The sequence below is a fragment of the Lentzea sp. NPDC092896 genome (assembly GCF_044754905.1).
Lineage (GTDB): Bacteria > Actinomycetota > Actinomycetes > Mycobacteriales > Pseudonocardiaceae > Lentzea.
In genome coordinates, this window is record NZ_JBIVPX010000002.1 from 290,656 (window position 1) to 302,701 (window position 12,046).

The 12,046-nt window shown below is 68.9% G+C and carries 9 protein-coding genes; 2 read left to right on the top strand and 7 right to left on the bottom strand.

Annotated features, from left to right (window positions below):
- Position 1: 1 nt before the first annotated feature.
- The 5 genes from ACIQF0_RS12765 to ACIQF0_RS12785 all read right to left on the bottom strand — a co-directional run bounded on the left by ACIQF0_RS12765 (position 2) and on the right by ACIQF0_RS12785 (position 7,060).
- Complete coding sequence (locus ACIQF0_RS12765; RefSeq protein WP_401028434.1) at positions 2-817, bottom strand: carbohydrate ABC transporter permease; 816 nt, start codon at positions 815-817, stop codon at positions 2-4.
- Positions 814-1,773, bottom strand: a complete 960-nt coding sequence (locus ACIQF0_RS12770; protein WP_401028437.1) for a carbohydrate ABC transporter permease — start codon at positions 1,771-1,773, stop codon at positions 814-816. Before ACIQF0_RS12770 ends, ACIQF0_RS12765 begins: the two co-directional genes overlap by 4 nt.
- Complete coding sequence (locus ACIQF0_RS12775; protein ID WP_401028439.1) at positions 1,773-3,053, bottom strand: extracellular solute-binding protein; 1,281 nt, start codon at positions 3,051-3,053, stop codon at positions 1,773-1,775. Before ACIQF0_RS12775 ends, ACIQF0_RS12770 begins: the two co-directional genes overlap by 1 nt.
- Before the next feature lie 229 nt (positions 3,054-3,282).
- Positions 3,283-4,305 carry a LacI family DNA-binding transcriptional regulator gene (locus ACIQF0_RS12780; protein WP_401028442.1) on the bottom strand — a complete coding sequence of 341 codons (1,023 nt, stop codon included), beginning with the start codon at positions 4,303-4,305 and terminating at the stop codon, positions 3,283-3,285.
- Between the two features lie 112 nt (positions 4,306-4,417).
- Positions 4,418-7,060, bottom strand: coding sequence for a glycoside hydrolase family 9 protein (locus ACIQF0_RS12785; protein WP_401028445.1), 2,643 nt, complete (start codon positions 7,058-7,060; stop codon positions 4,418-4,420).
- Between the two features lie 218 nt (positions 7,061-7,278).
- On the opposite strand from ACIQF0_RS12785, the gene ACIQF0_RS12790 reads away from it, so the two are divergent.
- Positions 7,279-9,327 (top strand): cellulase family glycosylhydrolase, encoded by a 2,049-nt coding sequence (locus tag ACIQF0_RS12790; RefSeq protein ID WP_401028448.1) that lies wholly within the window; start codon positions 7,279-7,281, stop codon positions 9,325-9,327.
- Here the strand turns inward: ACIQF0_RS12790 and ACIQF0_RS12795 are convergent.
- Positions 9,311-10,273 (bottom strand): alpha/beta hydrolase, encoded by a 963-nt coding sequence (locus ACIQF0_RS12795; RefSeq protein WP_401028451.1) that lies wholly within the window; start codon positions 10,271-10,273, stop codon positions 9,311-9,313. The genes ACIQF0_RS12790 and ACIQF0_RS12795 overlap by 17 nt on opposite strands.
- Positions 10,274-10,371: 98 nt before the next feature.
- Here ACIQF0_RS12795 and ACIQF0_RS12800 point away from each other — a divergent pair, with 98 nt between their 5' ends.
- On the top strand, positions 10,372-11,349 hold the full coding sequence (locus ACIQF0_RS12800) for a helix-turn-helix domain-containing protein (protein ID WP_401028454.1): 978 nt from the start codon (positions 10,372-10,374) through the stop codon (positions 11,347-11,349).
- Here the strand turns inward: ACIQF0_RS12800 and ACIQF0_RS12805 are convergent.
- Entirely contained in the window at positions 11,346-11,996 is a 651-nt protein-coding gene (locus tag ACIQF0_RS12805; protein WP_401028456.1) for a TetR/AcrR family transcriptional regulator, read from the bottom strand. The genes ACIQF0_RS12800 and ACIQF0_RS12805 overlap by 4 nt on opposite strands.
- Between the last annotated feature and the right edge of the window lie 50 nt (positions 11,997-12,046).

Sequence of the window (12,046 nt, forward strand, 5' to 3'; positions counted from 1 at the left end):
TTCACCCCTTGACGGCGCCCTGCATGACACCGGCGACGATCTGCCGCCCGAGTACGAGGAAGACGATGAGCACCGGAACCGTCGCGAGCGTGGTTCCGGCGAGGACGAGCGAGTAGTCGACGTAGTAGCCGCTCTGCAGCTTCTCCAGGGCGACCTGGAGAGTCGGGTTGTCGGCGTTGAGCACGACCAGCGGCCACAGGAAGTCGTTCCAGGACTGCATGAACGTGAACACGCCGAGCATGGCGGCTGCCGGTCGGGCGGCGGGGAGTGCGACGTGCCAGAACGCACGCCACAGGCTGCAGCCGTCCATCCGCGCCGCCTCGACGAGCTCGTCGGGAATGGCGTCGAGCAGGTACTGCCGCATCCAGAACACGCCGAACGCGGTGACGAGGTTCGGCACGATCACGGCTTCCAGTTCGCCGGCCCAGCCGAACTCGGCCATCGCCATGTACAGCGGGATGATCCCGAGCTGGGTGGGCACTGCCAACGTTGCCACCACGAACAGGAACAGCACGCCCCGGCCGCGGAACTTCAGCTTGGCGAAGGCGAACCCGGCCAGCGTCGACAGCAGCACCACCGAGAACGTCACGGTGCCGGACACGATGAAGCTGTTGCCCAGGGCCTTCCAGAACGGGACGGTGTCGAACACCCGTGCCGCGTTGGTGAAGAAGTTCCCGCCGGGGATCAGCGTGAAGTCGCCGGTGAGGACAGCGTTGTCGCGGCTGGCGACCAGGAACGACCAGTAGAACGGGAAGGCCGAGCCGAGCACGAACGCGGCGAGGAAGCCGTAGATCGCGAAGGAGGGACGTTTCATCATCGGACGGCCCTCCTGGTGATGAAGAAGTTGAGGCCTGCCACGGCGATCACGACCATGAACAGCACCCACGCGATCGCGGAGGCGTAGCCGAGGTCGAGGCCCTGGAAGGCCGACTGGTACAGGTAGAGCACGACGGTCTGGTACTGGTGCTCCGTGCCGCCACCGCTGCCGCCGGACGGCTCGAACAGCTTCGGCTCGGTGAAGATCTGCAGGCCGCCGATGGTCGAGGTGACGATCACGAAGATCAGCGTCGGCTTCAGCATCGGGAGCGTGATGCTGAAGAACCGTCGCAACGCGCTCGCGCCGTCGACCAGCGCGGCCTCGTAGACGTCCCGCGGGATCGCCTGCATCGCCGCCAGGACGATCAGCGCGTTGTACCCGGTCCACCGCCAGTTGACCATCGACGCGATGGCGACGTGGCTGCCGAAGGTGCTGGCCTGCCAGTCGATCGGGCCGATGCCCACCGTGGTGAGGACGCTGTTCACCAGGCCGTACTGCGGGCCGAACAGGTTGCCGAAGATGATCGTCAACGCCACCAGGCTGGCCACGTAGGGCAGCAGCACGCCCATCCGCCAGCCGGTGCGGGCCCGCAGGTTCGCGTTCAGCAGCGCCGCGATCACCACCGCGACGATGATCTGCGGAACGCTGGAGAGCACGAAGATGCTGAAGGTGTTGAACAGCGCGTTCCAGAACTGGTCGTCCTCGAACAGCGTCTTGTAGTTCTCCAGGCCGATGAACGCCGGCTCGTCAGCGCCGACCTCCCAGTCGAACAGGGAGACGTAGGCAGTGTAGAGCAACGGGAACAGCCCGATCGCCCCGAAGAGCACGAAGAATGGTGCCACGAACAGGTACGGCGAGAATCTGGCGTCCACATTGGACATGCGGTACCGCCGCGGAGGCCGCGGGCGAGACTCCTGCTCTCGCCCGCGGTCCACCTTGGAAAGAGTGGCCGTCACTACTTGGCCGCCTTCTGCGCGCCCTCGACGGCGGTCTTCCAGGCCTCGTCGGCGTTCTTGCCCTGCTCGACCGACTGCAGCGCCGGGCTGAACACCGTCTCCTGGATCTGGCCGTCGGCCGGGCCCTTGTACTGCGCGGCCTTGATCTTCTTGGCCTGCGTGGCGAACAGCGCGCCGGCCTTGACGTCACCGAAGTAGGCGTTGGTCTGATCCAGCAGCTCCGGCGCGTCGAGCGCCTTCACCTGGCTCGGGAACGTGCCCTTGGCCTTGAACGCCTTGATCTGCTGCTCCGGCGCGGTCAGCCAGGCGGCGAGCTCGGCGGCCTTCTTCGCGTTCTTGCTCTGCTTCGGCACGGTCAGGTACGAGCCACCCCAGTTGCCGCCACCGTTCGGGAACGCGTCGGTGACCGCCCACTGGCCCTTGTTCTCGGGACCGGCCTGGGACTCGACCACGCCGAGCATCCACGACGGGCAGGTCTTGGTGGCGAACTTGCCGAGCTTGAAGCCGGTGTTCCACTCGTTGCTGAACGCGCCGAGCCGGGCCGACTGTCCCTTCGCGACGGCCGCGGTCACCGTCGTCCAGTTGGCCTTGATGGCGGTGTTGGTGTCGACGACCAGCTTGTCGGACTTGTCGTAGTAGCCGGTCTCGAGCTGGTTGTGCATGGCGTTGTAGACCTGCGCGGCGCTGTCGAACCAGGCGACGCCGGGAGACTTGGCGATGAACTGGTCACCGGCGGCGAAGTAGCTGTCCCACGTGGCGAAGAGCGCCTTGACGCCCTCGGGGTCGGACGGCAGGCCGGCCTTCTCGAACAGGTCCTTGCGGTAGCACATGGCGAGCGGGCCGATGTCGGTCCCGTAGCCCATGAGCTTGCCGTCCTTGGTGGTGACCGCCTCGGTCTTCCACTTCAGCCAGCGGTCGTCCTCGACCTTCGGGCCGATCTCCTTGAGATCGTTGAACTGCCCGGCCTTCGACATGAACTGGCTGAGGTAGCCCTCCTCGACGCCCTCGATGTCGGCGAGCCCGGAGCCGGCGCCCAGCTTGGTGAAGAGGTTCTGGTGGTGCGGCTGGCCCTGTCCGGTCTTGCGCTGGGTGATCTTGATGTCCGGATGAGCCGCCTCGTACTCCGTGAACAGCTCTTCGTAGCCGAACTCGTTGAACGTGGCGATCGTCAGCTCGGTCTTTCCGTCCGCGGTCTGACTTGCCCCGCCTGATCCGCACGCTGTGGTGACGGCGGCGGTCGTGGCGGCACAGATCAGCACGCTGATCCAACGGTGTCGCACGGGAGAACTCCTCTGGTCTCGGCGGCGAGGTCTGGGAGCGCTCCCAGATGCGGAGGAGTGTCGTACTGGCTTCGAACGTGTGTCAAGACACACTTCGGCCCGCACCAGGCGTTTTCGATGTCACTCGGCCGGGTGACCTCGGGGTTCATGACTCAGGTCACGGTTGGGAAACCTGGGAGCGTTCCCGGAAGTGTGTCCGATGGGTTAACACTGCGTGCTTCATCCGGCACTAAGCGCTCGCACGGCGCACCAGGGAGGTCGGCAGCAACAGCGACGGCGGAAGCCCGTCCTCGCCGGCCAGTTCACCCAGCAGCCGCCACGTCATCGTGCGGCCGAGTTGCTCGACGTCCTGCCGGACGGTGGTGAGCGGGGGAGTGGCGGTGGAGGCGAGCAGCGAGTCGTCGAATCCGACGACCGCCACGTCCTCGGGAACGCGCTTGCCGCGTGCGTGCAGCACCTGCAGCACGCCCAGCGCGATGATGTCGGCGGCGACGAACACGGCGTCGACGTCGGGCGCGCGGTCGAGCAGTTCGGTCATCGCGCGAGCGCCGCTCTCCGGCGTGAAGTCGGCCTCCGCGACGAGGTCCGCCGGCAGCCTCGCCTCGCCGAGCCCACGCCGCCAGCCGCTGAGCCGGTCGAGGCCCGCCGCCATGTCGCGCGGGCCCGAGACGGTCGCGATCCTGGTGCGCCCCAGCGAGACCAGGTGCCGCACCGCGTCCAGGCCGCCGGTGAAGTTGTCCGAGTCCACGAACGGGACCGAGCCGGAGCCCAGGGGGCGTCCGGCCACGACGACCGGCAGGCCGATCTCCTGCAGCCGGTGCGGCAACGGGTCGTCGCCGTGCAGGCTCACCAGCAGCGCGCCGTCGGCGTGGCCGCTCGCCAGGTAGGTGAGGAGGTCGTCGTGGCCCTCCGGCTGGCTCAGCATGAGCAGCAGCTGGATCTGCCGCCCGGTCAGTTCGGCGTGCACCCCGCGCAGCATCCCGGCGAAGAACGGGTCGCCGAGCACCCGGCCGCTCTGCTCGGAGACGATCAACGCGATGGCGTTCGCCTTGCTGCCCGCGAGCGAGCGCGCGGCCTGGTTCGGGCTGTACTTCAGGTGGGTGATCGCCGTGTGCACGGCGTCACGCGCCCTGGCGCTCACGTACGGCTCGTCGTTGATCACCCTGGAGACCGTGGACTTGGACACCCCGGCCAGTCGGGCGACCTCCTCGATCCGGGGGCCGGGCCGTCGTTGCCGGTCGATCTCCGTCATGACGTCCATCGTAGGGCCGTGAGAGCGCGTTCATGGCACGACGCTGTGCCATGAACGCGGCTGGGGTCGGGGCGGGACGCCTGCACGCGCAGAACGTCCCGCTCCGAAGTCGTCAGGGCTCGGCACCCCACGCGAGTACGCCACCTGTGTGGGCGGTGATCCGGTCGAAGTCGGTGAGAGCACTGCTGATCCGGTAGCTGTGGTCGTCGGACTGGACGAAAGTGGACCAATCGGACTTCGCGGTCCTCACCTGTATTTCGCCTGTGCTCGCGCCCGCGGCGAGGCTGCCGGAGGTGAAGGACACCTCCAGGTACGCGTCGGCTCCGGTGCGTCCGGTCGCGAGCTTGACCACCCGCACCTGGATGCCGGCGCAGCCGATCTGCGCCCAGTCGCACCAGGTCTGGTACGTCGCCGCCGGTGCCTCGCCGGTGAACCAGTACCGGATCGTCGTGGTGGTCAGGCTGACCGGCGAGGTGCCCCGGTTCGTGAGCTGGAGGGTGGCGCCGATCTGGTTCGACGTGGCCGCGCCGGATCCCTTGTGCTGCACGGAGAGCGTGGTCGCCGTGCCGGGGAGTGTGCGCGTCGGGATCGGAGTGCCGGCCGCGGAGACGTTGCCCGCCGCGTCTCTCGCGCGCACCGAGAACGAGTACGGCGTGTCCGGCGTGAGACCGGTGACCCGCAGACTGGTCGTCGTCGCTGTGCCGACGACTGCGGTGCCGTTGAGCACGTCGTACCCGACGACTCCGACGTTGTCGGTCGAGGCCGCCCAGCTCAGCGTGACGCTGGTGGCCGTGGCGCCAGAGGCGGTCAGTCCACTCGGGACTGACGGTGCCTCGCTGTCCTCGGTCACGCCGCCGGGTTCGGTGCCCCACACCGTCCTGCCGTCCTGGCGCAGCACGATCCGGTCGGTCTGGGCGACGGTGTTGCCGCTGCCCAGGCCCGTGTGGGACCAGTCGTTGGCCGGGTCCCACGTGCCGGAGCTGGTGATCCGGAACTGGACCTCCTTGCGGTACGCGGACTGGCCGGCCGGAGCCACGCCGGGGCACGGGATCTCCACGTAGTACACCGCGCCGCGGTACTGCGCCGGCGCACTCGGTGTGCCGCACTGGTTGTAGTTCGTGGTGACGGTGATCTGGCTCGGAGTGGTGGCGCCGTCGAGGGTGAAGTAGTAGCGCAGCGTGCCGTTGAACGTCCGTGCCGGCCACGCGCTCTTGTTGAGCACGAACGCCTTGATCTCGGTGAACTGCGCGGCGCTCTGGTTCACCGACGCCTGGACGGTCAGCTCGGGGCCGTCGGGCGTCTCTGCCACCGGGAAGGTGGTGAGCGGGGTGCCGCCGAACTCGCCGTACAGGCGGGCCAGAGCGCCGGTGAAGCCAGCGTTGTAGTCGAGCGCGACCTCGTTCATCACGTAGTCGCTGCGGCTGTCGGTGTAGGCGTCGTTGTTGGTGCTGGGGCCGCCGACCAGCGCGCCGTAGAGCACGTGCCGGCTGGTCGTCGGCTCCTGGATGCTGTCGGCCCACGAACCGTGCGCGGTGCGGTGGTGCGGGTTGCGCGGCGGGTTGGTGCCGAAGCCGACGACGTAGCTGGAGTTGCGCGGGTTGTCGCCGAGGGCGTAGTTCACCTGCCGCACGCCGAAGTCGTGGTAGGTCGCGGCTCTGGCACTGTCGCGAGTGGACAGCCAGTCCGCGTAGGTCAGGGCGGCGAACGCGGTGTTGGCGGCGTAGCGCAGCGATCCCCAGCTGTCGAGCACCGCCTGGCCGCCGGGGGAGTAGCGGACCCGGTTGCCGTTGTAGCCCGTGGTCCAGAAGTCCAGCCAGCGGTTGGCGTCGGTGATGTAGGTCTGCTCGCCGGTCAGCTTGGCCATCAGGACGTAGGCGCCGTAGGACTTGTCGTCCCAGGCGATGGTCCACTTGTAGGAACGTTCGGTGCTCTGCGGTTCGGTGCCGAGCTTCTGGTACTCCGTCTTCGCCTTGGTCAGGAAGCTCGCGTCACCGGTGGCGCGGTGCAGCCAGATCGCGCCCCAGACGAGCTCGTCCTGGTAGCCGCTCCAGGAGTTGTAGTAGTTCGCGGCGTCCGTGATGCACGAGCTGTACTTGCCGCGATAGGTGTCCGCGAAGCTGTAGAGCTGTTTGGCGTGCGTGAGCAGAGTGGCCGCGTAGGTCGGGTCGGTGTCCTTGAAGACCATGGAGGCCGACGCCATCGCCGCCGCGTACTCGCCCGCGAGGTCGGAGCCGGGGCACGAACTGTCCACTTTGTACGACGGGCGGGCCATCGGCATGACCTCCGCCGATCCCCACCAGGCGTGGTCGGGGTTGCCCGCGCCGACCTGCCCGTAGACGACGTTCGGGGACGGGTGCGCCTTGATGATCCAGTCGGTGCCGTGCCTCAGGTTCGCCATGAGGTGTGAGAGCTGGCCGGAACCCGCGTAGGCGGCCCGGTTCTCCACGGCTCCCCAGGCGAGCATCGACACGCTGAACGCGAAGGGCAGCCCGAACTTCACGTGGTCGCCGGCGTCGTAGAAGCCGCCGGACAGGTCGAGTCCGACGTCGGCGCCGTCGCGCACGGCCGAGTCCGCGCGCCAGCTGACGCGGTTGCTCGCGGGCAGTGCCCCCGAGCGTTGGGCGTCGTAGAACCAGACCGACTTCTGCAACGCCTCCGCGTAGTTGAACGCGGGTGCGGCGGCCGATGGTGGCGCCAGTGGACCGGCCATCCCCGCGAGCACCGCGACGAGGACGGCTGCCACAGCTCTCGACATGCGACTCTGCACGTCAGCCTCCGATGACAGGGTTTTGGACTCTTCTGGGAGCGCTCCCAGATCGGGACTGTAACGGTCATGAAAGCGGTCCGACAGGGGTGTGAACTCGTTCGACGGCGCATCGACCACAGTTCGACGACTCACTTTTCGAGCGTGTTGATGCTGGTTACAGTCCGGCTCCGAACTGGGAACGTTCCCAGGTTGCGGAGGTGGGTGTCATGACCGGAAGGCGCATCGTCGCGCTGACCGCGGCGTTCGTGTCGGTGGCCGCGAGCATCGGCTTGGCGGTCGTGGCTCCCGCGGCCGCGGCACCGGGCTGCAAGGTGGACTACGCGGTGCCGAGCCAGTGGCAGGGCGGGTTCACCGCGAACGTGTCGGTGACCAACGTCGGTGACCGGGTCGACGGCTGGCGGCTGACCTGGACGTGGCCGTCCGGCCAGCAGGTGACGCAGGCCTGGAACGCGACCGTCACGTCGTCGGGCAGCCAGGTCGCGGCCGCCGACGCGGGCTACAACAAGGTGATCGAGCCGAACGCCAAGGTCTCGTTCGGCTTCAACGGCAGCTGGTCCGGCACGAACACCGCGCCGGAGTCGTTCGCGCTCAACGGGGTCACCTGCACCGGCGGCACCGGTCCGACCCCGACGACGACCACCACGACCACCACCACGGGAAATCCGGTGCCGGGCGACGCGATGGCGCAGGTCGCGGCGATGCAGCCGGGCTGGAACCTCGGCAACACGCTGGACTCGACCGGGAGCGACGAGACGTCCTGGGGCAACCCGCGGGTCACGGAAGCCTTGCTGGACAACGTGAAGGCGCAGGGTTTCAAGAGCATCCGCGTCCCCGTCACGTGGGGCCAGCACCAGGCGTCAGACCACACGATCGAGGCGGCGTACCTCAACCGCGTCAAGGAGGTCGTCGGCTGGGCACTCGCGGACGGCTTCCAGGTGATGATCAACATCCACCACGACTCGTGGCAGTGGATCTCGGCCATGCCGTCCGACCGGACCGGCGTGCTCACCCGTTACAACGCGATCTGGACGCAGCTCGCCGCGGCCTTCAAGGACTCGCCGGGAAGGCTCGTCTTCGAGAGCGTGAACGAGCCGCAGTTCACCGGCAGCTCAGGTGACGCCCAGAACGCCCAGCTGCTGCACGAGTTGAACGCGTCGTTCCGCGACATCGTGCGGCGCTCCGGCGGCAACAACGCGAGCCGCCTCCTCGTGCTGCCCACCCTGCACACGTCGTCCGACCAGGCGCGGCTCGACGAGCTGGCGACGTCGATGCGCGGGTTCAACGACCCCAACCTGATCGCGACCGTGCACTACTACGGGTACTGGCCGTTCAGCGTGAACGTGGCCGGCGGCACCCGGTACGACGCGACCGCCCAGAAGGACCTGACCGACTCGTTCGACCGCGTGTACAACACCTTCGTCGCCCGCGGAGTGCCGGTGATCCTCGGCGAGTACGGGCTGCTCGGGTTCGACCGGCACACCGGCACGATCGAGCAGGGCGAGAAGCTGAAGTTCTTCGAGCACCTCGGCTACTACGCGCGCACCAAGAAGATCACCACGATGCTGTGGGACAACGGCCAGCACCTCGGCCGCACGTCCTTCCAGTGGAGCGATCCCGAGCTGATCGCGCAGATCAAGTCGAGCTGGGCCACCCGTTCCGGCACGGCGTCGAGCGACCAGGTGTTCAGCGCCCGGTCGAGTGCCGTCACCGCCAAGACGATCACGTTGAACACCAACGGAACCACGTTCACCGGCCTGCGTCAGGGCACGACGGAACTGGTGCGCGGCACCGACTACACGATCTCCGGCGACCAGCTCACGCTGACCGCCGCGGCGATGACCCGGCTGAGCGGATCACGGGCTTACGGCACGAACGCCGTGCTGTCGGCCCAGTTCTCGGCCGGCGTGCCGTGGCGGATCAACCTGATCACCCACGACGTCCCGGTGTTGTCCGCCGCGACCGGCACCACCGCCGCGTTCTCGATCCCGACCACCTTCCGCGGCGACCTGCTCGCCACGATGGAGGCGAAGTACGCGGACGGGTCGAACGCCGGACCGCACAACTGGACTTCCTTCAAGGAGTTCGACCGGGCGTTCGCGCCGAACTACACCACCGGCGCCACGACGCTCACGCCGGAGTTCTTCGCCGAGGTCAACGACAACGCGCGGGTGACGCTGACGTTCCACTACTGGAGTGGCGCCACCGTCACCTACTACGTCACCAGGTCGGGCAGCGCGGTCACGGGGAGCCTGTGACCTTCAGGCCGCGGCGCAGCGCCTCGATCTCGTCGGCGAACATCCGGCGCGTGATCTCCGCGCTCTGGACGAGCGAGGAGCCGTGGAACGTCGCGGGGTAGAGGCGCAGTTCGGTGGGCACACCGGCGTGCGCGAGCCGCCGTGCGTACTCGACGCCCTCGTCGCGCAACGGGTCGTACTGGCACGTGGTGACGAACGCGGGCGGTAGTCCGGAGAGATCGGTGGCCCTGGCCGGGGCGGCGTACGGCGAGACGTCGTCGCCGCCCGGTTCGGTGCCCAGGTAGGCGGTCCAGCTGTAGATCGCGTTGGGACGGTTCCACAGCGGGGTGTCGACGTAGTCCCGCATCGACTCGGTGTCGAGCCGGTCGTCCAGCTCGGGGATGCCGAGGAACTGGAAGGCCAGCTCGGGGCCGCCGCGGTCGCGTGCCAGCAGCACGGTTCCCGCGGTGAGCCCGCCGCCCGCGCTCTCCCCGCCGATGCCGAGCCGGGCCGGGTCGATGCCCAGCTCGTCGGCCTTGGCCGCAGCCCAGGTCAGTGCCGCGTAGCAGTCCTCGACCGGCGCCGGGAACGGGTGCTCGGGCGCCAGCCGGTAGTCCACCGACACGACGACGACGTCCAGCTCGTCCACGATCTTCAGCACGTGCGCGTCGAACATCGCTACGCTGCCGACGACGAACCCGCCGCCGTGGATGTAAACCAGGCCGGGCACCTGGCCCGTGCTGCCGGAGCGGCGGTAGATCCGCACCGGGACGTCCGGAGCGCCGGAGGGACCGGGAATCGTCTCGTCGCGGACGTCGATCGGGTTCGCCGGTTCGTACGCCGGCACCAGGCCGGCCAGTTCCGACTGCTGGGAGCGGGCGGCCACCAGGGCGTCGTAGTCGGTCATGACCACCTGCGGCAGCATGTCGAGCCAGGGCAGGAGTTCCGGATCGATGTCGTAGCTCATGGGGTCAATCCTCGGCTCGATGTGGCGGTGCGGGCAGCCGACACGTGGCGGGCGATTCGGCCACCCGGCCAGCCACCTGTCGGGGCTATGGTGGCGTGATGCGAGGCCTGCTGCTGAGGTTGTCCGGGCTGGACGCCGACGCCGAGAGCGCGGTGAGGGTGATCGGGTTCTTCGATCGCCTGATCACCGAGCGCGCGGGCCTGGACGCGTTGGTGCGCAGCACGTCCGAACTCGCCGGGTGCCCGGTCGGCCTGAGCGCCCCGGGACAGGGACTGGCGCTGCGAGCCGACGCCGGTGGTGCCGTCACGGCGGGCTCGGCGCCCGCGCGGGCCTCCGTCCGCGCTCTCGAAGGCGGCGTGCAGGTCTGGGTCGCGCGCGAGGGCACGCCCGCGCCGCTGGACGACATGTTGCTGGAACGGTTCGCGATCGCCGCCGCCGTGCTGCTGGAGCACTCCAGCGTGCCGCTGCCGGAGCTGGGCGATCCGGCGTTGATCGAGCTCGTGCTGTCCGAAAGCGTTGGTACCGCGGAACGATCCCGCGCCCTGCACCTGCTCGGCATCGCCGCCACGGCACCGTTGCGCGTGCTCGCGGCGACCGGCGAGGTGCCCGGCCGGTCGGTGCTGCTGGGGAACGTGCGGGCGGTGCTGGGCACCGAGGTCCCCGCCGTGGACGGGCGTCTCGGCGTCGGGCCGCTGCTGCCCGCGATCGAGGCGGCCAAGGCGTGGCACGCCGCGCGCACGGCGTTGCGGTACACATCGGACGGTGAGCCGGTGGTGTGGTGGGAAAGGCTCGGCGGGCTGGCACTTCTGGCCGAGCAGCTCGACTCCGCCGACATCGCGGCGCTGCCGGACGTGCGCGCGCTCGACCGGCTGGCCGCGGAACCGGGCATGATCACGATGCTGGACGCGTTGTGCGCCACCGGTTCGGTGCGCAAGGCCGCGGCGGTGCTGCACCGGCACCACAGCACGATGACCGTCCGGCTCGCCCGCGCCGAGTCGGTGCTCGGGTTCGAACTCGACTCGGCGGGCCGGTTCCGGCTCCACCTGGCGTTGATGTTGCGGCGCCTGCTGGACTAGGCGCTCACGGGTGCCCGCCACAGGCCCACGAGCGCGTCCACCAGGCCCGTCGCGGTGTCGTGCCAGCTGGCGCGCGGGGTCGGGGTGTTGTCGGCCAGGGCGCGCTCGCGTTCGGCGATCATGTGCACCAGCAGCTGGCGGGCCATGTCGTGGCGTTCGGCGCGCACGTCGTCCGGCAGGTCGGCCAGACAGGCGTTCAGGCCCGCCAGGATGCGCACCTGCGACGGTGACGAGCGGGTCTCCTCGATGATGATCGGCCGCAGCGTCGGGTCGGTCATGACCTGCGCGCCGAAGCGGGCGAACCAGGTGGGGCTGCCGACCGCGTCCAGGTGCTCGGTGACCGGCCGGACGAGACAGCTGAGCCAGTCGCGGATGTCAGGGGAGTCGCCGAGCTCGGAGACCATGCGCTGCCGGATCTCCTCGACCTGGGCCAGGTGCTTGCGCGCGATGGCGCGGACGAGGTCGGCCTTGGTGCCGAAGTGGTAGCCGACGGCCGTGTTGTTGCCCTGGCCCGCCGCCTCGCTGACCTGGCGGTTCGACACGGCCAGCACCCCGTGCTCGGCGAACAGGCGTTCCGCGGCGGTCAGGATCAGCTCACGGGTGGCGTGCGCCCGTTCGGCCCTCGTCGGGTTGTCGACCTTGCTCATCACGTCACCATCTTCCACCGGGAGCTGCTCCGGACATCGCGGACATCCTT